This is a genomic window from Streptomyces sp. NPDC029159 (genome assembly GCF_055564055.1).
Window position 1 is genome coordinate 37,930 of sequence record NZ_JBVHWT010000012.1, and the last position, 24,623, is coordinate 62,552.

Here is a 24,623-nt window from a genome sequence, read left to right on the forward strand (position 1 = left end):
CAACCAGGTGCGGCACCCGCCGGCTCCTCCCTGACGAAGCGCTCGGCAGCGACGCTCACCCGCAGCCCGGAGCGGGGGCGGTGAGGTGCCGAGCCGCCGGCGTACCCGGCGCCGGTTCCCGGTACCACCGAGGCCCCCTCACCCCGAAGCCGACTCCTCGCCCCCGGCCGCCCCGCGCTTCAGCCCCGCCACCCCCGTCAGTACGAGCGTCGTGCCCGTGGCGATGAGGACGGCGGTGTCGGGGGTCGTGGTGGCGAGGAGGAGGCCGGTGGCGGCGGCGCTGAGGCCGTAGCCGATGCCGCTGCCTGCGTAGAGGGCGGAGTAGCCGATGGGGTGGAGGTCGGCGGGGAGTTGTTCGCGGAGGGTGAGGTTACGGGTGATCAGTACCGCGGCCTGGAGGAGGCCGGTGAGGGCGAGGAGGGCGGCGATGGCCGGCCAGGTGGCGGCGAGGGCGGTGACGGCGACGCCCGCGATCATCAGCAGGAGCATGACCAGGCTCTGGCGTTGCACACTGCCGGGCCAGGTACGGGCGCCGTAGACCAGCCCACCGGCGATGCTCGCCAGGGCGAAGCCGGTCAGGATCGGGCCGCTGTAGGCGACGGGCAGATCCCGGTGTTCGAGCAGGGCGGGCAGCGTCAGCTCGATGCTCGCCAGCAGGTACATGGCGGCGGTGCTGGTCAGGTAGACGGGCCAGGCCGAGAGGGCCTGCCGGAGCGGGGTGCGCCGCCCCTCGCCGGTGGCGTTCGTCCGGTCGGGCAGCAGCCACAGCGCGGCGGCTGCGGCGAACGTGGCGGTGGTGGCGACGAGGAACGGCGCCTGCGGGCCGGCGCCGAGTGCCAGCGCCGACACCAGCGCCGGTGAGGCCGCCCAGACGGCCATGTTCAGGGTGGATTCCAGGCTGAGGGCGGTGTGCAGATGCGGCCCCGGCGCGAGGTGCTCGGCCATGGTGCGCAGCGCGCCCGGTGCCGCCGCAGCGGTTGCCCCGGCCACCGCGGCCAGCGCCACGGCGAGCCCGGTCCCCGGGTGCGGAACGGTCGCCAGCAGGGCGAACGCGAGGGCGGACACGCCGAGTCCGGCCGCGATCTCGCGCCGGTAGGGACGCGTCCGCAACCGGGTGCTGAGCAGCGGTGCTCCTATCGCCTCGGCGATGGCGTACGCCGCCGCCATCGCCGCTCCCCCGCTGTATCCGGCGTCCGTACCGCGCCCGTAGAAGAGGAACGCAAGCGGCGCCATCGCCACCGGGAGGCGGCCGGCGGTGACGACCGCGGCCCAGATCGAGACGTGTGGGGTGAACAGGCCGCGGTACGCCACGCGTGGTGATCCTTACTTGTCGGGCCGGGGCAGGAGGGCGGTCAGCCGGGCTTCGAGGGCGCCGGCTTCCTCATGGTCGTGCGCGCGGACCGCGTATTCCAGGTTGCCGGTGGCGGCGGCGGTGTCGTCGGAGGCGATGACGGTGCCGCGCCGCTGCCGGGGGCCCAGGTCGGCCTCGTGGTCTCCCGGCCCGTGAGAACCGAGCCGGGTGTGCAGGGTGGCGGGCCCGGGGTAGGCCGACCGTAGGTCAACTCGGTGATCCACACGGATGAGTGGATCGACGTTCGGAGGAACCACATGCGGAAGAAGTTGTCCACCCGTGCAGTGGGCGTGGCGACTGGCCTCTGTCTGGTCGCGCTTGTCGGTGCTCCTGCCGCTGAAGCAGCTCAGGCTCCGGCCTCGGCCTCCCTTTCTCGGACGGCTGTCACGTCCAGCACTCCGGAGGTTCAGCTCCAGAAGTGCTACTACCACAAGGCGAAGATCAAGCTGGCCAAGCGCAGCGGGCCCGGAAAGTCGTATGCCTTCAAGGGGTGGCTGAGGAAGGGGAAGCGCGTGTGCGTCAACCAGATCAAGAACGGCGGGAAGTACAAGGAGTGCGGTGGTGACAACCGCTGGGCCCATCTGGCAGGCACCAAGTCGTGGGTGGCCGCCGTGTGCCTGAAGTGGGACAACTAGGTTCTGCGGCAAAAGCGCTGGTCGCGGCCTTCCGTTGAGGGCTGCGGCCGGCGCTTTCGCGTGCGGGCGGACGGCGCGCGGATCGTCTGCGGCTTGGGCCCGCCGGTCGCCATTCCGGGTGCGTGCCGCTGACGGTCAGGTGGCCGCCCCTGCCTCGTCGCCCTCGGTCCCGTCCCCGTCCGGGGCCCACAGCCCACGGGATTCCGCGATCCGGAGCGCGTCCCGCAGGCATTCGGCGAGGCGGACGCCGGCGTAGCGCAACTCTCCGTAGGGGGACATGGGGTCGGCGAGTACGGCGCAGGCGTGGTTCAAGACATCGTGGCCCGTGTCGAGTTGGACTTCTTCGAGGCTGTCGGCGAGGCGGGAGAGGAAGCTGTCGGGGCCGCTGGTGCTGAGGACGCAGAGTTTGCCGTCGGCGGTCCACGGCAGGAGCCGGACGTGGTGGGCCGGGTCGGCGTCGGCGAGGTGCGGGGCGACCGCGGACCGGTCCGCGGGGGTTCCGTGCATGGCTAGCTCCAGGGATCTTCGACGGGCGGGGGCGAAAGCGTTCGAGAAACGCCCAGGACGTGTGACGCGGTGACGCCGGGCCCGAACGCCTCTCTCTGGACCAGGACTTCGACGAAATGGGCCGTCATCGCAGGCCACCTCGGTGGCGCGGGGTGGCGCGGGGCATGGCGGAGACCTCGCGTCCCATCGAACCGCCACGGTAAATCCCGACAATCCTGACAGTCATGGCCATGCCTCTCCGTAGTCGTTCCACTACCGGCGAGGGTTAGCGTGGCCTGGTGTCGGACCCGTCTTCAACGTTCCGTTTCTGGAGGGCACGTTGGTAAACATCAAGGAGCTGAACCCGGAGGCCAGCCCGCAGGCCGCCTACGGTGCACGCGTACGCAGCGCTCGCGAAGCGCGGGGCTGGAAGCAGGACGATCTCGCCGAGGTGGTCGGCTACTCGGGCAGGCACATCTCGGCAATCGAAACTGGCAGGAAGCCGCCAACCCTGCGGTTTTCGCGCAGTCTTGATACGGCGTTGGGCGTCACGGGGACGCCTGAGTCGTTCGAGCGCGCATGGGGTGAGATCCGTAACGGGAGCCTGCTGGAGGGTTTTCCGGAGTATCTGAGCCAGGAGGCTCACGCGGCGGAGATACGCCTGTTCGACGTGGGCGTGATTCCTGGACTGCTCCAGACACCGGAGTACGCAAGCGCCATCGAAGAAGGTCACGTGCGGCGGGGCACGCTCACCCCCGAAGAAGCCCGCGAACGAGTCGAGTCCCTGGCAGAACGGCAATCGTCCCTGGTGCGGCGAATCCCGCCCATGGTGATCGTAGTTCTGGACGAGAGCTGCATCCGGCGGACAATCGGCGGGACGGAGGTCATGAAGCGCCAGCTGGCGCACCTGATTAAGTTCGCTGAACAGCCGAATTCTGTGCTTCAGTTGGCTCCGTACGCCATAGGCGAGCGTCGCCCGTTCAACCGGCTGGTGAACCTGCTGACTCTGCCCGACCGCTCCGTCATGTCCTACGTGGAGTCCCAGACCAACGGGCATCTGGACAGGGAGATCACATCGGTGTTGCCGCTGGTGAGGGCCTACCATCAGCTACAGGCCGAGGCGCTTTCCCAGGCGGAATCCGTGGCCGTGATCGAGCAGTTGCGAAAGGGCACCCCGTGACGACCGAATCCCTCCCCCTGACCTGGATCAAGTCCTCCTACAGCGGCAGCGGTGGCTCCTGCGTCGAGTGGGCCCCGACACGCGCGGCGGCCACCGGCATAGTCCCCGTCCGCGACTCCAAGGACCCGCAGGGCCCCGCGCTGAGCGTCCCCGCCACCGCGTTCGCGTCCTTCGTCGCGGGCGTCAAGGCCGGGGAATTCCGCGCCTGAGCTGTACCGCGTACGGGGGAAAGCCCCGCTGGGACTCCGGTGTCCGGAGGCCGGGCGGGGCTTTCGTTCGTCCTCCCGCGGGGCCGAACGGCCACACCAGGGAGGGCAAAACTGGGAAAGTGGGCTCGAATCGGCCGTCGTGCCCCAGGGGGCAAGGGTGGAGGAACCCAGGTGAAGACAGCAGAGGGCGATCAGTCGGTGATCCCGGCACCAGCCGACGTATGGATGCTCGTACGGGAGCAACCGATGATGCTGGGGCGGGCCACCCAGGATCTCGCCACGGCGCTGGCCGCCGCGCACGGGCCCCGCTTCGCGGTCTGGCACACCGACGAGTTGCTCTTCGGGGTGCACGGAGGCCGGTTGGTGCTGCGCACGCTGGGTGGTGCGGACGTGCCCGCGCCCGAAGTGGTGTGCGTACGGCAGATGCCCGGGTCCATGCGGGACGACCGCGAGGTCACCCTGCTGCGGCACCTGGAACGGATGGGCAGCACGCTCGTCAACTCGCTCGGTGCCCATCTGACCTGCCGTAACAAGGTCTGGCAGCTACAGGAACTCGCGCTGGCCGGGCTGCCGGTCCCCGACACCCTCTGCTACGCGACCGCGCCGCTGGAGGGCATCGTCCGCAGTGCGCACCTGGAGGTGCCCTGCGTGGTGAAGGCCGTCAGCGGTACCAAGGGGCGTCAGGTCTTCCTCGCCCCCGACCGGAAGCTGCTGGGCGAAGTGGCCGGCAGTCTCACACAGGGGGTTCCGTTCCTCTTCCAGGACCATGTGGCGTCCTCGCACGGCCGGGCCCTGCGGGTGGTGGTGGTCGACGGCGAGCCCGTGGGTGCCGTGTTGCACACCTCCGGTGGTGAGGCCCTGGCCGCCAACATCGCCAACGGCGGCTCCGCCGAGCTGTGTTCGGGCCGTTATCCGGAGGCGGAGGCGCTGGCGGTCGAGGCGGCCGCCGTTCTCGGCCTGGACATCGCCGGGGTGGACCTGCTCTTCACGGCCGACGGCGGCCACACCCTCTGCGAGGTGAACGCCGTCCCGGGCTGGCGCCCGGCGATGACCACGGTCGTGCCCGCCATCACCGCGTGCGTCGGCCGTCGGCTGGCGGCCCGTGTTGCGGCCGCGCGAGGGAGCGGCGCAGCCGGCCGGAGCCTGCCCGGGCGGCCCACCGCCTCCCGTTAGCCGCGTGTTAGCGGAACGGCAGGCCGGTGTCCCAGGGTGGTGATCGTCCGGGAACGAGAGACGACGGAACCACAGCATCGGAGCCCATGATGATCAGCCCCACCCCCCACCGCTTCCGTGGCCGCGCCGGCCGCCGTATCGCCCTCGCCGTCGCCGCCGCCGCGGCGATGGGGATGGGGGTCACCGCCTGCGGGCCGAGCGACACCGGGACGGGCAAGGTGAACTCCTCGTCGGAGGTGCAGGACGAGGGGAAGGCGCAGTCCGGTGGGGAGGGGACGCCGCGGAGCACGGGGGCCGGGGAGCACCACACGCCGGAGGGCGCCGAGGGCGGGACCACGGGTGGCGGGTCCACCGGGGGCGGTGACGGCGGGTCCACCGGGGGCAGTGACGGCGGGTCCACGGGCGGGGGCGGCGCGGCCCCGAGCGGGGCCTCTCGCTCGGGCGAGAAGACGATCATCGGCAAGCTGTCCTACCTCGCGCCCGGCAAGCTGATCGTCAAGCCGGACGGCGGCGGCATGGACCAGGCGTTCCTGGTCGCCAACGCCACGAAGATCCTCGGCGCGGCCGCGATCTGCGGGGACAGCGAGGGCAACGTCGCCATCGACAAGGAGGGCTTCGGCACCTACAAGTGCGATGTGGAGCAGCTGGAGACCGCCGCCAAGACCAACAGCGTGACCGTCCGCGTCACCATGGACGCCAACTCCGGCGGCGCCGATGTCGTCGCGGAGAAGTACCACCCGTAATTCCGCACCGCAGCTTCCACACCGCGCGCCCGGTGGGCTTCCGCCCCGCCGGGCGCGCGGGCGTGTGCGGGGCCGTCTCAGGGCCGCGCCGCCGCCACCGTTCGGGTCAGGAAGTCCCGGACGGTGGCGGCCGTGCTGTCCGGGTGGCTCTCCAGGAGGAAGTGGCCGCCGCCGGGGACGAGGTGGATCTCGGCGTCCGGCAGGTCCCGGGCGAAGGCGCGGGCGCCGTCCGGGCCGAAGATGCGGTCCTCGGCGCCCCAGACCGCGAGCAGCGGGACGCGGCTGCGCCGGAAGTAGGCGTGGACCTGCGGGTAGAGCGGCGGGTTGGTGGCGTAGTCGCGGAAGAGGGCGAGCTGGACGAGGTCGTTGCCGGGGCGGGAGAGGTCGCGGTGGTCGGCGGTCCAGGTGTCGGGGTCGACGAGTTCGGGCCGGTCCACGCCGTGCAGGTACTGCCGGCGGATGGCGTCGAGGCCGAGGGCGATGCGGACGGCCGGTTCGGCGGCGGGCCCGGGGTCGTTCGCGTAGGCCCGGAGAGGGGTCCAGAAGTCGGGGACGAAGCCCTCGTCGTAGGCGTTGCCGTTCTGGGTGATCACGGCGGTGAGCGCGTCCGGGCGGCGCAGGGCGAGGCGCCAGCCGATGGGGGCGCCGTAGTCCTGGACGTGACTTGCTCCTTGGGCCAAAGCCTGAGGATTCTGGCCTTCCCGATCGTTGCTGCGCCGCTACGCGGCACGGGGTTCGGTCGGGAATCCGTGGCTTCCTGTTTCTTCGCGCTGCGCCGGGATTGCTCCCGGTCTTACCGGCGCTCCGCAGGCCGATACCGCCAGTCCGGCGGCCGTTTTCACGTTGATCGCGGCATTGGTATCCCGGTCATGGACGGTGCCGCAAGCGGCGCAGGTCCATTCCCGGACGTTCAGGGGTTTGGGTCCATCCACGGCACCGCAGGTGGAGCAGGTCTGGGAGGTCGGTGTGAACCGGCCGATCTTGATCAGCGTGCGGCCGTACCGGGCGGCTTTGTACTCCAGCATGCTCACGAAAGACGACCAGCCCGCGTCATGCACGGACTTGGCCAGCTTGGTGCGGGCCAGTCCCGCCACCGACAGGTCCTCCACGGCGATCCCTTGGTTCTCGGAGATCAGCTTCGTGGAGAGCTGGTGGTGGAACTCACGACGTGCGTCAGCAACCCTGGCGTGGGCGCGGGCGACTTTGAGGCGGGCCTTCGCCCGGTTCTTTGATCCCTTCTGCTTGCGGGACAGCTCCTTGTGGGCCTTCTTCAGCTTCTTCTCCGCGCGCCGCAAAAAGCGCGGAGAGTCGATCTTCGTACCGTCGGAGAGCACGGCAAAGTGAGTCAGGCCGAGATCGATGCCGATGGTGCGGTCGGTTTCGGGCATCCGAGCCGCGTCGGCGGCGGGGTCGGTATCGATGACGAAGGAGGCGAAGAATCTGCCTGCCGCGTCCTTGACGACGGTGACGGAGGTGGGTGTGGCGGGCAGGGTGCGGGACCACTTCACCTTCACCGCGCCGATCTTCGGCAGGTTCAGACGGCCGCTGTCGGTGATGTTCCAGCGGGCGTTGGCGGTGAACCGGATCGACTGCCGGGCGTCCTTGCGGGACTTGAAACGGGGCGCGCCGACCTTCGGTCCTTTCCGGGTGCCGTTGAGGGAGGCGAAGAAGTTGCGGTATGCGGTCTCGGCGTCCCGCAGGGACTGCTGGAGCACCACCGCGGAGACCTCGCCCAGCCAGGACCGCTCGGCCGTTCGTTTGGCCTGGGTGATCAGGCGCACGGACAGCTGCCCCGCCGTCGGGAACGGCTGCCCGGTCTTCCGGGAGTCCTCACGGGCGCGGACCGCATCGTTGAACACGACACGGGCGCACCCGAACGCCTTCGCCAACGCGGCCTGCTGACCGGTGTCCGGGTACAGGCGGAAGCTGTACCTGAGCTGCATGACCGTCACCCTACGTACGCGGGTTATGGGTGAGATGCGAGAGATCAGAACTGATCGTCACTGCGCTGTCGTGAGGCATATGCGTGTGGCATTCGTGGCCAGTTCCGGCACAAGGTGTCCACCGATGCCCACTTGAGGCGGATGGAGGAGATCACGCGGTCGGTGTGTACGGGCTTCGAGTGCGACCTGGTGGAGTTCAACGGCGAGGGCAACCATGTCCACCTGCTGGTGGGCTTCCCGCCCAAGGTCGCCGGAGCCGTCGGCGGCGCCGTGGGTCCTCCGGCATTCGCCGCTTCGCCCCGCCGGTCGTTCCGTCGGCGGGGCGAAGCGCTGCGCGGGGCCACTACGGCCGGGAAGCCGTGCGGCCGTACGGTGCGGGTGCCCTCAGAAGACCGGCGCCGCCCCGGACAGGAGTGCCGCCGCCGTGAAGAGTTCGACGCCGGTGCGGATCGCGGACTCGTCGACGTCGAAGTCGCCGCGGTGCAGATCGAGACGGTCGGTGCTGCCGGGGACCCGGACGCCGAGGCGGGCCATGGCGCCGGGGACATGCTCCAGGTACCAGGAGAAGTCCTCGCCGCCGAGGGACTGTTCGGTGGGCTCGACGGAGGTGGGGCCGTAGCGGGCGGTCATCGCGTCGTGCAGCAGCTGGGCGCAGGCGGCTTCGTTGACGACGGGCGGGACCCCGCGCACGTAGGTGATCTGCGACTTCGCGCCGTGCAACGTGGCGACCTCGTCGATCGCCGCGTGGACGAGGTCGGGGGCGCGGCGCCAGGCGTCCAGATCGAGGCAGCGGACCGTGCCGAAGAGGTCGGCGTGCTGCGGGATGACGTTGCAGGCGTGCCCGGCGTTCAGATGCCCCCAGGTGACGGCGAGGCCGGAGCGGGCGTCGACACGGCGGGCGACCAGCGCGGGGACGTCGACGGCGACACGGGCGGCGGCGGTGACCAGGTCGGTGGTCAGATGCGGGCGCGCGGTGTGGCCGCCGGGGCCGTCCAGGGCGACCTCCAGACGGTCGCAGGCGGAGGTGATCGGGCCGGTGCGCAGGCCGATCCGGCCGGCGTCGACGCGCGGATCGCAGTGGACGGCGAGGATCCGGCCGACGCCGTCCAGGACGCCGGACTCGATGGCGTCGGGGGCGCCGCCGGGCAGCACCTCCTCGGCGGGCTGGAAGAGCAGCCGGACCGGGTACGGCAGCTGACCGCGGCGGGCCAGCTCGGCGAGGACCAGCCCGGCGCCGAGGACGACGGTGGTGTGGACGTCGTGGCCGCAGGCATGGGCGCGGTCGGCGATGGTGGAGCGGTAGGCGACGGTCTTCGTGTCCGGGATGGGCAGGGCGTCGATGTCGGCACGCAGGGCCAGCAGCGGGCGGGCGTCGGGACTGTCGTCCGGGTGGCCGACGCGGGTGATGTCCGCCGGGTCGGTGCCGATGTCGCAGATCAGGCCGGTGCCGACGGTGAGGACGCGGGGCCGCAGGCCGGCCGCCTCCAGACGGCTGCGGATCGCCTCGGTGGTGCGGAACTCCTGATTACCCAGCTCCGGGTGCATGTGCAGGTCGCGGCGGAAGGCGATGAGTTCGGTGTGCAACGCCTCGGAGAGGGCTCCGGGGAGCAGGTCCTGCGGGTCGGTCGGGTCAGGGGCGGCGGCAGGGTACATCAGTTGGCTCACGCCGGGAAGGTTACGGTCCCGGCGGGGGCAACTGTCCCTGGATCAACAAAAGTTCAGCCCGTCAGGGGAAGATTTTCGCGTCACGCGCCGCATGGATGGCCTCGGGGTGGGGTATTTCCTTTTGTTTTCGCGCCGTGCGCGCCCGCGCCCCGGCCGCCGGCGCACCCTGGCAACGGGGGTGCCGTCTCACTCCGCGCCCGTGGGCGGCTCCTGCTCCGTGGCGGACTCCGGTGGCAGGCGGTCGACGCCGCGGGCGGTGCCGGTGACGTCGTCGAGGAAGCCCTGCGCGCGGGGCGAGGCGCGGCTGGTGAGCCACGCCGGGTCGACGTCGCAGACCGCGACGCGGACACCGGTGCCGACGAGGGCGAGCGGCAGGGTGTGCACCACCGTCGAGGGGAAACTGACGATCAGCCGTCCGATGGGGCCGCGGCGGGCGATCAGCTCCAGGGGCAGGTCGGGGCGGACCACCTCCAGACCGGTCTCGGTGGCGAGGCGGTGCAGCTTGTCGGTGTGTTCGCGGCGGTGGGCGAAGTAGCGGGTGGCGCCGTGCGTACAGGCCAGTTGGGCGACGGCGGCCAGATAGCGGTCGGTGTCGACGACGCCGGTCTCGACGAGGGAGGTGCCGACGATGTCGGCGGCGCGGGTCAGCCGCGGCGGGCCGAAGCGGCGGCGGGTCCAGGCGAAGGCGTTGGTGGCGATGCGGACGCCGGGCGGCGCCTCGACCGGCATGGAGCTGAAGACGCCGACGGTGCGGCGGCCGCCGTCCGGCGCGGGGGTGAGGCGGCGGCGCGCGGCCCGGGCGAACGGCGCGAAGACCAGATCGCGCGCCCCCCGGCCGCTGCCGTGCCGGTGCCAGCGCACCAGCCGTTCACCGCGCGCCAGTTGGGCGATGAACTCCATCGTCGCGGTGCCGTCGTCGACGACGACCAGGTCACGGGCGCGGGCGAGGGTGAGCAGCAGCTGGACGTAGCGGGAGAACGGGTCGCCGATGACGATGCGCCGGGCGCGGCGCAGCAGCGGGGTGAGGCCGCCGATGGTGCGCAGCGGGGCCGTCGCACCGCCGCGGGCGTCCTCCCAGCGGACGAAGTGCCCTTCCTCGCGGGCGAGTTCGGCCATCCGGCGCAGCTGGCCGCGGGTCATCGGGTCGTGCGGGGAGAGGACGACGATGGTGAGGGGGACGGAGTCGGCGGCGCGCCCCGGGGAGGCGGTGGCCGCGGGTCCGCAGACGTGGCCCGGGGCGACCGGCGGGGCGTGGTCGGGGGCCGGGGCACCCGCACCCGCCTCCGGCCCTCCCGCCCGCCCTGCCCCACCTGCCCCACCTTCTTCGTAAGCCCACTCCAGCACATTGAGCAGCTGAACAGGGCTTTCGACGAAGGCGAGGGTGGCCGGGGGCAGGGCGGTGGCGGCGCGGTCGCGGGGGCGGGGCACCCCCGGGAGGCGGCGGGGGGTGCCCGCCGCCTCCTGGGGCGGGGCCGCCGCGCCGGGCGCGGGCGGCTCGGCGTGGGGGCCGTCGGATGCGGTCACGGGGGTGTCCGCCCTTTCCCTGGGCCGGTCAGACCGCGGCGGGGGCCGCGGCCTCCGCCTCGGCGACGACACCGGCGTGGCGGCGGAGCTTCTTCATCGGGCCCAGCTCGCTCTCGTAGACCTTCTTGACGCCGTCGCCGAGGGACTCCTCGATGGTGCGGATGTCGCGGACGAGGCGGCTCAGGCCCTGCGGCTCGACGGAGGCGGCCTGGTCGGAGCCCCACATGGCGCGGTCGAGGGTGATGTGGCGCTCGACGAAGGTGGCGCCGAGGGCGACCGCGGCGAGGGTGGTCTGCAGGCCGGTCTCGTGGCCGGAGTAGCCGATCGGGACGTTCGGGAACTCGTCCTGGAGGGTGTTGATCATCCGGAGGTTGAGCTCCTCCGCCTTCGCCGGGTACGTGGAGGTGGCGTGGCAGAGCAGGATGTTGTCGCTGCCCAGGACCTCGACGGCGTGGCGGATCTGCTTCGGCGTGGACATGCCCGTCGACAGGATGACGGTGCGGCCGGTGGCGCGCATGGCGCGCAGCAGTTCGTCGTCGGTGAGGGAGGCGGAGGCGACCTTGTAGCAGGGGACGTCGAACTTCTCCAGGAAGGCGACGGACTCCACGTCCCAGGGGGAGGCGAACCACGCGATGTTCCGCTTCTTGCAGTACTCGTCGATCGCGCGGTAGCCCTCCTCGTCGAACTCGACGCGGTGGCGGTAGTCGATGTACGTCATCCGGCCCCAGGGGGTGTCGCGCTCGATGTCCCACTGGTCGCGCGGGGTGCAGATCTCCGGGGTCCGCTTCTGGAACTTCACGGCGTCGCAGCCGGCGTCGGCGGCGGCGTCGATCAGCGCGAACGCGTTCTCCAGGTCGCCGTTGTGGTTGATGCCGATCTCGCCGGTGACGTAGACGGGACGGCCGGGGCCGGCCTCGCGGTTGCCGAGGGTGCGGATGCGGGAGTTGCCGCTCATGGGGAGGTCCTTCATGTGTGGGTGGGTACCGGGCGCGGTGCCCGGGTGTGCGGGTCGGTAAGGGGTGTTCAGAGGGACGGGCCCAGGAGCCAGGAGGCGATCTCGCGGACGGCGCCGCTGCCTCCGGGTGTGGCGGTGACGGCGCGGGCCGCGCCGCGCACCACGTCGTGCGCCCCGGCGACGGCGACGGGCCAGCCGACGACGTCGAAACAGGGCAGGTCGTTGACGTCGTTGCCGACGTAGAGCACCCGCTCGGGCGCGACGCCGGACTCCTCGCACCACTGCTTGAGGGCGAGGTCCTTGCGGTCGATGCCGTGCAGGACGGGGATGCGGAGCTTGCGGGCGCGCGCGGCGACCACCGGGTTCTGCTCCGAGGAGAGGATCAGCAGCTTCAGGCCCGCCTTGCGGAGCGCGGCGATGCCGAGGCCGTCGCCGCGGTGGACGGAGACGAACTCCCGCCCGTCCGCGTCGATCAGCACCCGGTCGTCGGTCTGGGTGCCGTCGAAGTCCATGACGACCGCGTCGATGTCGTCCGCGTCGGGCAGCGCGGCGGGCAGCTCCGCGTCGAGGAGCGGTGCCAGGGCGCGGGCGCGGGCCAGGTCGTGCGGGTCGTCGATCTCCAGGACGCGCGCCGGGTCGGTGCGGACCGGTTCGGTGCGGCCGAAGAAGCGGTGGCCGACGGCGCGGAAGCCCGCCCCGTCCATGGCGTAGGCGGCGCCGGTCTCCAGCAGGTCCTGGGGGCGGTCCTGGCGGCGGGGGCGGAAGGACTTGTCGTGGTTGACGCCGTAGCCGCCGGACGGGGCGACGGCCGTCGCGGTGGCGCGGCGCCCGTGCGCGGCAGCGTCCACGGCCGTCTCCAGGGCGCCGTCCTCCAGCGCTCCGGCGGCCTCCGCCATGGTGTCGGCGTCGCGCCAGAGGAAGCCGTGGAAGGGGGCGACGGTCAGCGCGGTGTCGGCGCCGCCCTCGACGACGGCGGCGGCGACCCCGTCGACGTCCTCGGGGGTGAGGAACGGGCTGGTGCACTGGACCAGCAACACCGCGCCGACGGTGACCGCGTGCTCGGCCTCGTAGGCGTCCATGGCGTGCCGCACGGCGGCTTCGCTGGTGGCGGTGTCGCCCGCGATATCGCCGGGGCGGCGGACGACGACGGCGCCGGCGCCGCGGGCTACCGCCGCGATGGCGTCGTCGTCGGTGGAGACCACGACATCGGTGATCAGCCGGGCACCGCGGCAGGCCCGGACCGCGCGGGCGACCAGCGGGACGCCGCCGACGGCCGCGAGGTTCTTGGCGGGCACGCCCTTGGAACCGCCGCGCGCGGGGATGACGGCCACCACGACGGGCGGGGTGACGGGCGGGCGGTGCGGCATGGCGGGCTCCTTCCGGGGGCCGCGCGGGCTCCCCTGACGGGCGGACGGAACGGTCACAGCTGCCCCCAGCGGCGGATGGCGGGGGCGACGCGCTGGACGCCGTGGCGGTAGGCGCCGCGGGCGGCCTCGCGGACCGCGTCGCGGGCGACCCGCCGCAGCCCGCCGGGCGCCTCCCCGCCCTCCGGCGCGTAACCGGCGACGGGCGCGCCGTGGGGGTCCAGGCCGTGCCGGGCGAGGATGCCGGGGAGGTAGCCGGGGGCGGTGCGCGCCGTGTAGTAGGGCGTGAGCGGCGGCAGCGGTCCTGCGGCGTGCAGGGCGGCGACCTTCTCGCGGACCGCGTCGAAGGCGTGCGCGTAGCTGCCGTCGGCGCAGACGCCCTGGCGGGCGAGCCAGCCGGGGTCGGGCTCGGGCCGGTGACCGGCGTCAAGGTCGTCCCAGGAGGCGAGGCAGCCGGAGCCGAGGAAGTGGTGGTTGCCGAGGACCTCGCGGATGCCGAGGTCGGTGAGGACGGCGGTGGGCACCCCGCGGTGCAGCGACTCCAGCGCGGCGGTCGAGGAGACCGTGACCATCAGGTCGGTGCGGTCCAGGACCTCGCCCATGTTGCCGTAGACCAGGCGGCAGTTGGCGGGCAGTCCGCCGGGGGCCTTCGCCGCCAGCTTCTGGTACGGCAGCTCCTCGATGTGCGTGGTGTGCTCGCCCGGCTTGCTGCGGAGCTTGATCAGCACCTCGCGGTCGGGGTGCCTGCGGGCGTGCTCGACGGCGCGGCGCAGCAGGTACGCCCGGTCGGCGCGGTTGTCGGGCACCGACGGCTGGGCGGCGAACACCACGGTGTACGGGGTGTGGTCACCGGTGTAGCGGTCGCCGCCGAGGAACGGCAGCGCGCATTCGGTGACGGCCGAGTCGTCGGCGCCGACGCCGCGGTAGACCTCGCGGAAGCGGTCCGCGTCGTGCCGGGAGTTGGCGAGGACGACGTCCGCGCCGTGGCGCAGCAGCAGCCCGTCGGCGAGCTTCTCGTAGACCACGCCGACATAGCCGGTGACGACGGCGGGGCGGCGGTCGGTGCCCTCCCAGGCGTGGGCCAGTCCGTGCAGCATCGCCTGGACACCGCCGCCGACCAGCGACAGGACGACGGTGTCGTAGGGTTCGGCGGAGCCGGCGTCGGCGCGCATCAGGTCGAGGAAGCCGATCCCGCGGATCTCGCGCAGCGTCTCGGACCGGGCGCCGACTTCCTGGAGCTGACGGACCGTGGGGGTGGCGCGGCCGCGCAGGAGGTAGCCGTCGAGCCGGGCCTCCGGGTGGATTCGGTACGCTGTCGAAGCGCCCCATTTCCACCGGGTGTCCGAGTCGGCGAGTACCGCGACCCGCGGCGTAGAAGGGGTTCGTGAGGGCACGTCGATGACGCTAGGAATCGATTCGGTTCGGCGGGCCAACCACCGCGCAACAAAGGGTTAACAGCGGGTCGCCGAATGGCGAACCGGCCCCCGATTCGGGCTGGTTAACCGTCCCGACATTCTTCGTTCACCGTGCCGCCCGCCCGCGGTAAAGACGAATGGCGGCGCCGCCCCTAACGTCACCCGGGTGGTTAAGCTCTCCGTCATCGTGCCGTTCTACAACGTGCAGACATACGCGCCCGACACCCTCAAGAGCCTGGCGGCGAACGCCCGGGAGGACTTCGAATTCCTGCTCGTCGACGACTGCTCGCGCGATGAGACCCCGCAGATTCTTCAGCGTGCCGAACGCGAGCTGCCGGGCGCCCGGCTGCTGCGGCACGAGAAGAACGGCGGACTCGCCACCGCCCGCAACACCGGGCTCGATGCGGCGCGCGGCGAGTACCTCACCTTCCTGGACGGCGACGACTGGCTGGCGCCGGGCCACCTGAGCGATCTGCTGGGCGCGATAGAGGAGTTGGGGTGCGACTTCGTCCGCACCGACCACGTCCAGTGCACCGCGCGCGCCCGCACGATCAGCCGGGTGCCGCACGGGCGGCGCGGGGTGGTGATGAACCCGCGCGACGTGATCCTGCCCGCGGACCGCTCCACCTCCGTCGACTACGCGTACGCCTGGGCGGGCATCTACCACCGGCGGCTGCTGGACAGCGGGGTGCTGCGGTTCCGCGACGGGCTGCGGACGGCGGAGGACCGGCCGTGGATCTGGCGGCTGCACCGCGAGGCGGAATCGATGGCGGTGGTCGGACTGCTCGGCGTTTTCTACCGGCGCGGGGTCGCCTCGTCGCTCACGCAGATCGGCGATGTCCGGCAATTGGATTTCCTGCGCGCATTCGATCAGGTCATCGAGGAAACCGCACAGGACCGTGATGCGGACACACTGCTGCCGAAAGCGGTCCGGACGTATTGCGCGATCATTTCCCACCATCTCGGCTCCATCGAACGTTTTGAGCCGCAGGTGGCGCGCGCACTGCGGGAATTGAGTGCGGCGGCGCTGAAGCGCATGCCGCAGGACGTACTGAAGGAAGCGTTGGATTCCATGGATGTGCAGCGTGCGTCCCGGCTGCGGCGGCTGCGCCGCCGGCCCGTCACCTCGGGGGTCGCCGCCTGATGGGTACCCGGCCGCTGACCCGCATCTTCCTGGCGTCGACCCTGTACGGCGCGGCGACCCTCGCCGCCGCCCTGGACAGCGACGCCTTCTCCCCCGCCGACCGTAATCTCCTGCTGATCTGCAACAACGCGGCGACGCCCGAGACCACCCCGGCGCTGGACGCGGCGCCCGGCTTCACGGAGCTGCGCGCCCGCTTCGACGGCGTGCTGTCCTGGAACGAGACCATCCACCCGTTCCACCCGGGCGGCTGGTCCCCGCGCCCGGACGACGTACCGCTGTGGGAGCGGTATCTGCGCAAGGAGTGGGAGCTGGGTGACGACCGCATCGCGCTGGTCGTGGAGTCCATCCAGGTCAACCCGGCACTGGCGGTGGCCCAGCTCTTCCCGGACGCGCCGATCGACGTCTACGCGGACGGGCTGATGAGCTACGGCCCGACCCGCAACAAGCTCGACCCGCTGGTCGGCACCCGTATCGACCGGCTCCTCCACCTGGACCTGGTGCCGGGCCTCGTTCCGCTGCTGCTCACCGAGTTCGGCGTGGTGGCGGAGACGGTGCCGACGGCGGCGTTCACCAAGGTGCTCGGTGAACTCGACGACGCGGCGGGCACGTTCGAGCTGCCCGAGGGCGGGGCGCTGCTGCTGGGGCAGTACCTCTCCGCGCTCTCCATCCTCACCCCGCAGGAAGAGGAGGACCTCCATGTGCGGATGGTGCGCGGCGCGGTCGCGCGCGGCCACCGCACACTGGTCTTCAAACCGCATCCGTCGGCCCCGGCGCGCTGGTCGCGGCTGCTGGAGCGGGAGGCGGAACGGCTCGACGTCACACTGACGGTGCTGGACACCCCGGTGCTCGCCGAGGTCGTCTACGCCCGGATGCGGCCGGATCTCGTCGTCGGCTGCTTCTCCACCGCGCTGCTGACGGCGTCCGCGTTCTACGGGCTGCCGGTCGCCCGCACCGGCACCGGGCTGCTGCTGGAGCGGCTCACGCCGTACCAGAACAGCAACCGCATCCCGGTGACGCTGGTGGACGCGATGGTGCCCGACCTCGACGATCCGGCGGCCACCGCGGTCAAACCGGTGCCGCCGGGGCTGGTCGAAGCGGTCGGCTATGCGATGCAGCACCAGATCTACCCGGGACTGCGCCCGGCCGCCGAGCGGTATCTGACGGCGCATCTGACGCCGTACACCCGCCGCTACTTCAAGCGGCGGCGGCTGACCGCGCTGGCGCTGCCCGGCGCGATCCCGTCGCAGCTGGCGTTCCTGCCGCGCAACCCGGCCGTCCTGCGGGTGGCGCGGCGGGCGCGGGCGGTGCAGCGGCGGCTGAAGAAGCGGGTCGCCTCGGCATGACCGGTCAGCTGACGGCCTTGGCGCCCGCCGCCGAGGAGAACGGCGCCGTGGGGAGCGCCGCCCCGGCGCGGGCGCGCCGCGCGCCGTCCCGGCTGCGGGCGCTGGACGGGTTGCGGCTGCTGGCCGCGCTGATGGTCGCCGCCTACCACTACGGCGGGCGCGACGGCGAGATCGGGACGGCGTGGGGCTCCTCGCCCGCCGCGCAGTTCCCGACCGCCTCGGGCTTCTTCGCGTACGGCTGCCTGGGCGTGCAGATCTTCTTCGTGATCAGCGGTTTCGTGATCTGCCTCAGCGGCTGGGGCCGCACCCTGCGGGCGTTCATCGCCTCCCGGATCTCGCGGCTGTACCCGGCGTACTGGGTCGCGGTCCTGCTGGTCACGGCCGTCTTCGCGCTACCGGGCGTGGTCTACAAGGCGGTGTCGCCCAGCGAGGTGCTGACCAATCTGACGATGCTCCAGATGCCGTTGGGCGCCCACCGGGTGCTGGGCGTGTGCTGGACGCTCTGGGCGGAGATGCGGTTCTACGCGCTCTTCGCGCTCTGCGTCGTGCTGCCCGGGGCGACCCGGCGCCGGGTGGTGCTGTTCTGCGCGGGCTGGACGCTGGCCGCGGCGCTCGCCCAGGCGGCCCACGAACCGCTGCTGGACACCGTCCTGATGCCGGAGTACGCACCGTTCTTCATCGGCGGCATCGGTCTCTACCTGCTGCACCGCTACGGCGCCCGCGATCCGATCGCCTGGGCGATCGTGCTGGTCAGCTGGCTCGTCGGACAGCATTTCGCGGTGGCCGGACTCTGGCACCCGGCGTCCGCGGGCGGTTTCTCCTACCGCTCGCAGTTCGGCATCGTCGCCGTCGTCACCGCCGGTTTCGTCCTCGTCGGCGCCATCGCGCTGGGCCACTTCCGCTGGGCGAACTGGCGCTGGCTGACCGTCGCCGGCGCGCTGACCTACCCCTTCTACCTCGTCCACGAGCATCTGGGCTGGGTCGTCGTCCACGCCCTGCACCGCGGCGCCGGACTGCCGTCGTACGCGACGCTGGCACTGACCGTCACCGCGATGCTGCTGCTGGCGTGGCTGCTGCACCGCCTGGTGGAGCGCCCGCTGACCCCGCTGCTGAAACGGGCGATCGACCCTAAGCGGTGAGGACGTACGGGGGCGCGGGCCGGTCGGGCTCGCGCCCCCGGGGCGTGGCCTAGCCGATGAGGGTCCGCTTCGGCCGGACCACGCAGAATTCGTTCCCCTCCGGGTCGGCGAGTACGGTCCACGACTCGTCGCCGCGCTGTCCGACGTCCACCCGGCGGGCACCGAGCGCGAGGACGCGCTCGATCTCGGCCTCCCGGTCCTCCGCGACGGTCGTCAGATCCAGGTGCAGACGGTTCTTGACGGTCTTGCGGTCGGTCACCGGCATGAAGCAGATCCCCACGGGCGCGTCCTCCGCCGGCCCGATCACGACCTCCCGTTCCCGTTCGGACAGGATCCGCCATCTCAGCACCTCGGCCCAGAACCGGGCCAGGGCGGGCAGATCATGGGCGTCGATGACGATGTGGTGCAGCGCTAACGGCATGCGGGCCAGTATGCCCGCGGTCGGCCGGAAAACGCCCCCTAATCCGCGTCCGGCCGTATCTCCGTCGTCGCCTCGATCCCGGCGATGATGATCCGCAGCCCGGTCTCGAAGTTCCGCTCGATGTCGCCGAACAGCTCGGCACCGGCGCGCGCCGCGTACGGATAGCGGTCGACGAGCCGCGCGGTGCGCTCGGCGTCGTCGTACGCCGGGTCGCGGTACTCCGGGTGGGCCGGATCCGGGTGGACCGACTGCTCCTCGATGACCAGACCGACGGTGAAGTTGTACGCCGTCCACCACGCCCGGACCGCGTCGGGGAAGGCGAAGCCCGCCTCGACGAGGCGCCGCAGGAAGGCGTCGTACGGCTCGGCGTAGCCCTGGCCGACCATCCGGGTGCCGCTGAAGACCTTGGCGCCGTCGCGGTAGCCGAGCAGTTCGCGGCGCATCCCGCGGCAGACCTCGGCCAGCTGCTCCTGCCACGGGACACCGGGCTCGGGCTCCACCAGCAGCGGGGTGGCCATCCGGCGCAACATCTCGGTGGCCATCTCGTCGAGGAGTTCCTGCTTGTTGCGGACGTGCCAGTAGAGCGCGGGGGCCTGGACGTTCAGCTCCGTGGCGATGCGGCGGACGGTGAGCCTGTCGAGACCGACCTCGTTGAGCAGCCGGAGCGCGGTGTCCACCATCTTTTTCCGGTCGATGCGCGAAACCATGTTGACAACTTAACACCGTTAAGCGCAGCCTCGGAAGCATGGAACTTAACAACGTTAAGGACGCTCCTGCCGCAGACGCCACCACCCCCGCGACCGGCACGGCCGCCGCCCTGACCGCCCCCGAGTGCTCCGGCGGCCCGGTCGACGTCCTCATCGCCGGCGCGGGCCCGACCGGCCTCGCCCTCGCCATCGACCTGACCCGCCGCGGTCTGCGCGCCCTCGTCGTCGAGCGGCAGCAGACCCTCTCCCCCGGCGCCCGCGGCACCGGCCACCAGCCGCGCTCCCTGGAGGTCTACGACGACCTCGGGCTGCTGGACGCCGTGCAGGCGGCGGGCGGCCCCTACCCGGAGATCGGCCTCTGGCGCGACGGCCGCCTCGTCGAATCCCTCACCGCCATCGAGCGGTACGAGCCGACGCCCGCCACCCCGTACGCCAACATCCTGATGGTGCCGCTCTTCCGCGCCGTCGAGCTCTTCCACGACCGGCTGCGGGAGCTGGGCGGCACGGTCCGCTTCGGCACCGAACTCACCACGTTCGCCCAGGACACGGAGGGGGTGACCGCCACCCTCCGCGGGCCCGACGGCGCCTCGCAGCAGGTCCGCGCCCGCTATCTGGTCGCCGCCGACGGCGGCCGCAGCACCGTCCGCCGCGCCCTGGACATCACCATGAGCGGACCGTCCCTGGAGGAGGGCGCCGCACTCCTCGCCGACCTCCGCGTCGACGGCCTCGACCGCGACCACTGGCACCGCTGGGTCCTGCCGGACGGGCGCGGCATGGTGATGATGCTCCCGCTGGCCCGCACCGACCTCTTCCAGGTGTTCGTCATCGTCCAGGACGAGACCCCGGACCCCAGCGAGGAAGGCGCCCGCGCCGCCCTCGCCCGCCACACCCATCTCGCCCCCGAGCAGATCCGCGAGGTGCGGTGGACCTCCGTCTACCGCCCCCGGGCCGCCCGTGCCGACGCCTTCCGCGCCGGCCGTGTCTTCCTCGCCGGCGACGCCGCGCACATCCACTCCCCCGCCGGCGGCCAGGGCCTCAACACCGGTGTCCAGGACGCCTACAACCTCGGCTGGAAGCTCGGCCAGGTGCTCCGCCACGGCGCCCCCGACACCCTCCTCGACAGCTACGAGACCGAGCGCCTGCCGATCGCCGACCACATCCTCGACACCAGCACCCGCCTGCACCGCGACCGCAACTGGCGCCGCAGCCGCGACCTCCACCAACTCGGCATCGGCTACCCCGACAGCCCCCTCACCCAGGAGCTGCGCCCGCACGTCCCCGACTCCGCCCCCCACGCCGGCGACCGCGCCCCGGACGCCCCCTGCACCACCCCCGACGGCACCCCCGTCCGCCTCTTCGACCTGCTGCGGGGACCGCACTTCACACTGCTGGCGCTGGGCGATGTCGCTCTGGACACCGCCACACTCCCGGCCGACCCGAGCCTGGTGCGTACCGTCCGCGCCGGCGGCCCGGCCCCCGATCTCGTCGACACCCACGGCCATCTCCGGGACGCATACGGCCCGGACCCGGCCCTGTTCCTCATACGCCCGGACGGCTATATCGCCTGGGCGGCCCCGGCGGAGGGCGCGGGGGACCGCGCGGCCAAGGCCCTGCGCTCCTTCTTCGGGGAGGGCGCGTTCGGGGCGGCGGGCTGAGGTCCGACGCCCGCGCCTCCCCGGGGGCGGGTGGTGCGCCGCCCGTATCCGCCCGCCCCGGGGAGGCGGGAAAAGTCCACCCGCCGCCGCGTTCCGTCCATGGCCCGCCGGGCGGATGGCCGCGACACTCGGCGCCACCGTCCGTCCGTACGAGGGAGACCCCATGCCGCTGCCGCGCCGACGCCTGCTGACGACCGCGCTGGGCGCGGCAGCCGCCGTTCCGCTCGGGGCCTCCCCGGCTCTGGCGGTCCCGGCGTGCTCCGGGACCGCCTGGCACCGCGTCCCGCACCGCGGCATCCGGCCCGACGACCCGGACGGCCGCGCCCCACTCACCAATCCACGGCGCGGCTTCCGCTACGAGATGTCGTACAACGCCGTGGACCTCACCAGCCCCTGGGAGAACGAACACGACCACTCCCCCGACGCCGCCCGCACCCTCGACCTGCTGGAACGCCGGTACGGGCGGGGCGCCCACCTCACCCAGCTCTACTTCTACCTCTGGGACTTCGCGACCTCCGGGATCCCGCGGAGTGCGCTCGACAACATCGAGAGTGTGCTGCGCGGGCTCCGCAGCAAGGGCTACGCGGCGGTGCTGCGCTTCGCCTACGACGACGGGGTCCGCGAGCTGCGCCGCTACACCGTGCAGGACATCCAGCGCCACATCGCCCAGCTGGCACCCGTCATCGCCCGCAACAGCGACACCGTCGCCGTCTGGCAGGCGGGCTTCCTCGGCAACTGGGGCGAGTGGCACGGCAGTTACTACGCCCACGAGACCTACCCCGACGCCGTCACCGCCCTCATGACGTCGCTGGTCAAAGCGCTCCCGCCGGGTCTGCACACCCAGCTCCGCCAGGCCGCCCACCGCGAGCTGATCACCGATGCCTCGCTCCTGGACCGGATCGGCTTCCACAACGACTATGTGACGCTGGGCGAGGGCGAATGGGACTACTACGTCCCCGGCAACCCCGGCTGGCCGACCTATCTCGACGTCACCCGGGACCGGATGACCGACGGGGAGATGCCCTGGGACAAGGGGCAGAGCACCGACCCGTACGCCTGGAGCACCGTCATCCCCGCGCTCGCCGCGGCCCGGCGGCTGCAGACGCTCCGCTTCGACAGTCTGTCGCTGGTGCACAACGCCACCGTGACCCTCCCCGCCTGGCGGACCACGGACCTCACCGAGGCACAGATCGGCGAGGCGCAACTACCGCTCTCGGACGGCTATTTCCGCGACCGCACGGGCCGCGCGGTCCCCCGTACGGCCTTCGAGTACCTCCGCGACCACCTCGGCTACCGCATCGAGATACGCGAGGCCCGGCACGCCGCCGCGGGCGTGGGCCCAGACGGGCGGCTGCCGGTGGAGGTCGATGTGGTCAACCGCGGCTTCGCCCCGCCCAAGCATCCGCGGCCGGTCCGGCTGGTGCTCCTGGACGCGGACGGGCGGACGGTGTCCGCCGTGGACGCGCCGACCGACTGGCGCACCTGGCAGCCGCAGGGCCGTACGGAGACCGACGACGACCACGGCGTCCCGGCGCCCACCACACTCCGCGCCCACCTCCCCGTCCCCCGGGGCACCCGCGGCGTCCACCGCCTCGGCCTCGCCCTCCCCGACCCGGACTTCCCCGGCCGGGGCCTGCCGGTGCGCTGCGCCAACGCCTCGACGCAGTGGACGGACGGGGTGAACGTCCTGGCCCGCGTGGAGCTGAGCGGCTGAGGGTGCCACCGGACCGTCAGCGGGCAGGCGGGCGCCGCCGGTTCCCCGGCGCGCCGTGGACGGGCCGCCGGGCGCACCGCCCGGTCTACACTCCCCGGGCCGCCCGGGCGCCCGGCGCCCCCGCCGCGCGCCGTACCTCACGCCCACCCGCGGCGGGGCGGCAGCACCCGGCGGACCGAGCACAGGCGGAGCGATGACACAGGCGGCGGAGCGGAGCGGCGGCATACCCGCAAAGGCCGGGCGCACCGCCCGGGACGCGGCGGACCCGGGCCGGATACCGGAGGCCCGGAAACCGTCGGCGGCCACCGCACCCGGAACAGCAGGCGCCCGGGAGTCCGGCGGGCCCCTCGGGCGCCTCCTCCCGGCGCTGCGCCACCGCATCCCCGGCCCCCGGGCCCTGGCCTGGTCGCTCTCCGCTGCCTGTTTCGTCCTCTACACCGTCGTCTCGCTGCTGCGTCACGGCCAGATGCTCAACGCAGGCTACGACCTGGGGATATTCGAGCAGGCGATCCGCGCCTACGCCCACGGCCGGGCGCCGGTCGTGGAGTTGAAGGGCCCCGGATTCAACCTGCTCGGGGACCACTTCCACCCGATCCTGGTGCTCGTCGCCCCCGTCTACCGGCTCTTCCCCGGCGCCACCACCCTGCTCGTCGTCCAGGCCGCCCTGATGGCGTCGGCCTGCTATCCGCTCACCCGGTGGGCGCACCGCGCGGCCGGGCCGGTCGCGGGGCTCGTCATCGGCTGCGGCATGGGCGCCTCGTGGGGTATCGCCACGACGGTCACCAAGGACTTCCACGAGATCTGCTTCGCCGTCCCGCTGCTGGCCTTCGCCGTCACGGCGCTCGGCGAGCGGCGGTGGCGGGCGGCGGTGGCCTGGTCCGTCCCGCTGCTGCTGGTGAAGGAGGACCTCGGGCTCACCCTGGCCGCGGTCGGCGGCTATGTGATGTGGCAGACGGGGCGCGAGCGGAGGGCCTGCCCCGGGGAGCGGTCGCGCGGGCCGTGGTGGCTCGGGCTCGCCGCCGTCGTGGCCGGGGTGGCGGGCACCGCGGTGGAGATGCTCGTGCTGCTGCCCGCGATGAACCCGCACGGCGGCTTCGACTACTGGCAGCAGCTGCCGGGCGGAGCGCCGTCCGGCGGCGGGGCCGGTCCCGTGTCGGCGGCGCTGCACCTCTTCTGGCCGCCGATGAAGTGGCTGCTGCTGTTCATGCTGGCCGCGCCCGTCGCGTTCCTCGGGCTGCGCTCCCCGCTGGTCCTGCTGACGCTGCCCACCCTCGGCTGGCGGCTGGTGGCCGGGAACGAGCACTACTGGCAGCCGAACTTCCACTACAACGCCGTGCTGATGCCGCTGGTGTTCGCCGGTCTGATCGATGTGCTGCACCGCCGCCCGGAGCTGTTCCCGGGCCGCCGGCGCCGCCGGGTGCTGGCCTTCTCCGCCACGTTCACGCTGATCGCCGCGGCCGTCTACCCCTTCCACGACCTGGTGCTGCCCTCGGCCTGGCGCACCCCGGCGCATGTCCGCACCGCCGAGGAGGTGGCGGCGCGGATCCCGGACGGCGCGCGGGTCGCCTCGTCCAACCGGCTGGCGCCGCTGCTGACCGGCCGCACCACCGTCAGCCTGGTCTGCTTCGGCACCGGCCCCGACCCCGCCGCGCCCACCGGCCTGCCCGTCCGCCTGCCGGACTGGGTGATCTCCGACCGGCACGACCCCACCGTCAAGACCCCCTGTCCGGCGGCCGGTACGGCCCGCATGCTCGACCTCTACCGCGCCCACGGCTACCGCCAGCTCGCCGACGAGGACGGCATCGTCCTGCTGAAACGGCCGTCGGCCACGCCCTGACCTGCATATACGCGGCGGGG

General features: G+C 72.5%; 22 protein-coding genes and 2 pseudogenes. 12 read left to right on the plus strand and 12 right to left on the minus strand.

The genetic code is table 11. The features are described 5' to 3' along the window. Positions 1-138: 138 nt before the first annotated feature. Positions 139-1,311, minus strand: a complete 1,173-nt coding sequence (locus tag ACZ4U4_RS22435) for an MFS transporter (protein ID WP_467877096.1) — start codon at positions 1,309-1,311, stop codon at positions 139-141. A gap of 12 nt (positions 1,312-1,323) precedes the next feature. Beyond that, positions 1,324-1,575 carry a hypothetical protein gene (locus ACZ4U4_RS22440; protein WP_467877098.1) on the minus strand — a complete coding sequence of 84 codons (252 nt, stop codon included), beginning with the start codon at positions 1,573-1,575 and terminating at the stop codon, positions 1,324-1,326. A 288-nt stretch (positions 1,576-1,863) separates the two neighbouring features. Between ACZ4U4_RS22440 and ACZ4U4_RS22445 the strand changes: the two genes are divergently transcribed. After that, a complete protein-coding gene (locus tag ACZ4U4_RS22445; RefSeq protein ID WP_467877101.1) occupies positions 1,864-1,986 on the plus strand; it encodes a hypothetical protein in 123 nt (40 codons plus the stop codon). A 135-nt stretch (positions 1,987-2,121) separates the two neighbouring features. Here the strand turns inward: ACZ4U4_RS22445 and ACZ4U4_RS22450 are convergent, their stop codons facing one another. Then, positions 2,122-2,493 carry a hypothetical protein gene (locus tag ACZ4U4_RS22450; protein ID WP_467877103.1) on the minus strand — a complete coding sequence of 124 codons (372 nt, stop codon included), beginning with the start codon at positions 2,491-2,493 and terminating at the stop codon, positions 2,122-2,124. A 319-nt stretch (positions 2,494-2,812) separates the two neighbouring features. Here ACZ4U4_RS22450 and ACZ4U4_RS22455 point away from each other — a divergent pair, with 319 nt between their 5' ends. The 4 genes from ACZ4U4_RS22455 (at position 2,813) to ACZ4U4_RS22470 (ending at position 5,777) form a co-directional block, all read left to right on the plus strand. Next, positions 2,813-3,652 carry a helix-turn-helix domain-containing protein gene (locus ACZ4U4_RS22455; protein WP_467877105.1) on the plus strand — a complete coding sequence of 280 codons (840 nt, stop codon included), beginning with the start codon at positions 2,813-2,815 and terminating at the stop codon, positions 3,650-3,652. Beyond that, positions 3,649-3,861 (plus strand): DUF397 domain-containing protein, encoded by a 213-nt coding sequence (locus ACZ4U4_RS22460; RefSeq protein ID WP_467877108.1) that lies wholly within the window; start codon positions 3,649-3,651, stop codon positions 3,859-3,861. The genes ACZ4U4_RS22455 and ACZ4U4_RS22460 overlap by 4 nt, the downstream gene beginning before the upstream one ends. 171 nt (positions 3,862-4,032) lie before the next feature. Next, positions 4,033-5,034: an ATP-grasp domain-containing protein gene (locus ACZ4U4_RS22465; protein ID WP_467877111.1), complete on the plus strand. Its 1,002-nt coding sequence runs from the start codon at positions 4,033-4,035 to the stop codon at positions 5,032-5,034. Between the two features lie 86 nt (positions 5,035-5,120). Next, the gene (locus ACZ4U4_RS22470; protein WP_467877113.1) at positions 5,121-5,777 is read left to right on the plus strand and encodes a hypothetical protein; all 657 of its coding nucleotides are present in this window, start codon (positions 5,121-5,123) and stop codon (positions 5,775-5,777) included. 77 nt (positions 5,778-5,854) lie between these two features. Here the strand turns inward: ACZ4U4_RS22470 and ACZ4U4_RS22475 are convergent. Then, positions 5,855-6,445 (minus strand): annotated as a pseudogene (locus ACZ4U4_RS22475) (alpha/beta fold hydrolase); the annotation flags it as partial. A gap of 51 nt (positions 6,446-6,496) precedes the next feature. Continuing rightward, a complete protein-coding gene (locus tag ACZ4U4_RS22480; protein ID WP_467877116.1) occupies positions 6,497-7,720 on the minus strand; it encodes an RNA-guided endonuclease InsQ/TnpB family protein in 1,224 nt (407 codons plus the stop codon). Positions 7,721-7,745: 25 nt separating this feature from the next. Here ACZ4U4_RS22480 and ACZ4U4_RS22485 point away from each other — a divergent pair. Beyond that, positions 7,746-7,972 (plus strand): annotated as a pseudogene (locus ACZ4U4_RS22485) (transposase); the annotation flags it as partial. Positions 7,973-8,104: 132 nt separating this feature from the next. Here the strand turns inward: ACZ4U4_RS22485 and ACZ4U4_RS22490 are convergent. The 5 genes from ACZ4U4_RS22490 to ACZ4U4_RS22510 all read right to left on the minus strand — a co-directional run bounded on the left by ACZ4U4_RS22490 (position 8,105) and on the right by ACZ4U4_RS22510 (position 14,622). Continuing rightward, positions 8,105-9,373 (minus strand): amidohydrolase, encoded by a 1,269-nt coding sequence (locus ACZ4U4_RS22490; RefSeq protein ID WP_467877487.1) that lies wholly within the window; start codon positions 9,371-9,373, stop codon positions 8,105-8,107. Positions 9,374-9,571: 198 nt separating this feature from the next. Continuing rightward, the gene (locus ACZ4U4_RS22495; RefSeq protein ID WP_467877490.1) at positions 9,572-10,813 is read right to left on the minus strand and encodes a hypothetical protein; all 1,242 of its coding nucleotides are present in this window, start codon (positions 10,811-10,813) and stop codon (positions 9,572-9,574) included. A gap of 124 nt (positions 10,814-10,937) precedes the next feature. Further along, positions 10,938-11,864, minus strand: a complete 927-nt coding sequence (locus ACZ4U4_RS22500; RefSeq protein ID WP_030284651.1) for an N-acetylneuraminate synthase family protein — start codon at positions 11,862-11,864, stop codon at positions 10,938-10,940. Between the two features lie 68 nt (positions 11,865-11,932). Then, positions 11,933-13,231 (minus strand): cytidylyltransferase domain-containing protein, encoded by a 1,299-nt coding sequence (locus ACZ4U4_RS22505; protein ID WP_467877120.1) that lies wholly within the window; start codon positions 13,229-13,231, stop codon positions 11,933-11,935. A gap of 53 nt (positions 13,232-13,284) precedes the next feature. Further along, positions 13,285-14,622 carry a DUF6716 putative glycosyltransferase gene (locus ACZ4U4_RS22510; protein ID WP_467877123.1) on the minus strand — a complete coding sequence of 446 codons (1,338 nt, stop codon included), beginning with the start codon at positions 14,620-14,622 and terminating at the stop codon, positions 13,285-13,287. Between the two features lie 187 nt (positions 14,623-14,809). On the opposite strand from ACZ4U4_RS22510, the gene ACZ4U4_RS22515 reads away from it, so the two are divergent. Genes ACZ4U4_RS22515 through ACZ4U4_RS22525 form a run of 3 tightly spaced genes read left to right on the plus strand, consistent with a single transcriptional unit; the run spans position 14,810 to position 18,269 of the window. Beyond that, the gene (locus ACZ4U4_RS22515; RefSeq protein ID WP_467877126.1) at positions 14,810-15,787 is read left to right on the plus strand and encodes a glycosyltransferase family 2 protein; all 978 of its coding nucleotides are present in this window, start codon (positions 14,810-14,812) and stop codon (positions 15,785-15,787) included. After that, on the plus strand, positions 15,787-17,130 hold the full coding sequence (locus ACZ4U4_RS22520; RefSeq protein ID WP_467877129.1) for a polysialyltransferase family glycosyltransferase: 1,344 nt from the start codon (positions 15,787-15,789) through the stop codon (positions 17,128-17,130). Before ACZ4U4_RS22515 ends, ACZ4U4_RS22520 begins: the two co-directional genes overlap by 1 nt. Next, complete coding sequence (locus tag ACZ4U4_RS22525) at positions 17,127-18,269, plus strand: acyltransferase family protein (protein ID WP_467877131.1); 1,143 nt, start codon at positions 17,127-17,129, stop codon at positions 18,267-18,269. Before ACZ4U4_RS22520 ends, ACZ4U4_RS22525 begins: the two co-directional genes overlap by 4 nt. Positions 18,270-18,318: 49 nt before the next feature. On the opposite strand, the gene ACZ4U4_RS22530 is transcribed toward ACZ4U4_RS22525, so the two are convergent. Together ACZ4U4_RS22530 and ACZ4U4_RS22535 are read right to left on the minus strand one after the other, a co-directional pair. Next, positions 18,319-18,690, minus strand: coding sequence for a VOC family protein (locus ACZ4U4_RS22530; protein WP_467877133.1), 372 nt, complete (start codon positions 18,688-18,690; stop codon positions 18,319-18,321). Between the two features lie 38 nt (positions 18,691-18,728). Beyond that, the gene (locus ACZ4U4_RS22535) at positions 18,729-19,397 is read right to left on the minus strand and encodes a TetR/AcrR family transcriptional regulator C-terminal domain-containing protein (protein ID WP_467877135.1); all 669 of its coding nucleotides are present in this window, start codon (positions 19,395-19,397) and stop codon (positions 18,729-18,731) included. A 38-nt stretch (positions 19,398-19,435) separates the two neighbouring features. Between ACZ4U4_RS22535 and ACZ4U4_RS22540 the strand changes: the two genes are divergently transcribed. From ACZ4U4_RS22540 to ACZ4U4_RS22550, 3 genes are all read left to right on the plus strand, one after another. Then, positions 19,436-21,052 (plus strand): FAD-dependent monooxygenase, encoded by a 1,617-nt coding sequence (locus tag ACZ4U4_RS22540; protein ID WP_467877138.1) that lies wholly within the window; start codon positions 19,436-19,438, stop codon positions 21,050-21,052. Between the two features lie 163 nt (positions 21,053-21,215). Further along, a complete protein-coding gene (locus ACZ4U4_RS22545) occupies positions 21,216-22,766 on the plus strand; it encodes a DUF4874 domain-containing protein (protein WP_467877140.1) in 1,551 nt (516 codons plus the stop codon). A 193-nt stretch (positions 22,767-22,959) separates the two neighbouring features. Next, on the plus strand, positions 22,960-24,603 hold the full coding sequence (locus ACZ4U4_RS22550) for a DUF2079 domain-containing protein (RefSeq protein ID WP_467877143.1): 1,644 nt from the start codon (positions 22,960-22,962) through the stop codon (positions 24,601-24,603). Positions 24,604-24,623 lie beyond the last annotated feature (20 nt).

Coding starts and splice junctions, on each gene's coding strand:
- ACZ4U4_RS22500 (WP_030284651.1), bottom strand. CDS start 11,864: ATGAGCGGCAACTCCCGCATCCGCACCCTCGGCAACCGCGAGGCCGGC.
- ACZ4U4_RS22480 (WP_467877116.1), bottom strand. CDS start 7,720: ATGCAGCTCAGGTACAGCTTCCGCCTGTACCCGGACACCGGTCAGCAG.
- ACZ4U4_RS22520 (WP_467877129.1), top strand. CDS start 15,787: ATGGGTACCCGGCCGCTGACCCGCATCTTCCTGGCGTCGACCCTGTAC.
- ACZ4U4_RS22535 (WP_467877135.1), bottom strand. CDS start 19,397: ATGGTTTCGCGCATCGACCGGAAAAAGATGGTGGACACCGCGCTCCGG.
- ACZ4U4_RS22550 (WP_467877143.1), top strand. CDS start 22,960: ATGACACAGGCGGCGGAGCGGAGCGGCGGCATACCCGCAAAGGCCGGG.
- ACZ4U4_RS22450 (WP_467877103.1), bottom strand. CDS start 2,493: ATGCACGGAACCCCCGCGGACCGGTCCGCGGTCGCCCCGCACCTCGCC.
- ACZ4U4_RS22530 (WP_467877133.1), bottom strand. CDS start 18,690: ATGCCGTTAGCGCTGCACCACATCGTCATCGACGCCCATGATCTGCCC.
- ACZ4U4_RS22540 (WP_467877138.1), top strand. CDS start 19,436: ATGGAACTTAACAACGTTAAGGACGCTCCTGCCGCAGACGCCACCACC.
- ACZ4U4_RS22505 (WP_467877120.1), bottom strand. CDS start 13,231: ATGCCGCACCGCCCGCCCGTCACCCCGCCCGTCGTGGTGGCCGTCATC.
- ACZ4U4_RS22545 (WP_467877140.1), top strand. CDS start 21,216: ATGCCGCTGCCGCGCCGACGCCTGCTGACGACCGCGCTGGGCGCGGCA.
- ACZ4U4_RS22470 (WP_467877113.1), top strand. CDS start 5,121: ATGATGATCAGCCCCACCCCCCACCGCTTCCGTGGCCGCGCCGGCCGC.
- ACZ4U4_RS22490 (WP_467877487.1), bottom strand. CDS start 9,373: ATGTACCCTGCCGCCGCCCCTGACCCGACCGACCCGCAGGACCTGCTC.
- ACZ4U4_RS22525 (WP_467877131.1), top strand. CDS start 17,127: ATGACCGGTCAGCTGACGGCCTTGGCGCCCGCCGCCGAGGAGAACGGC.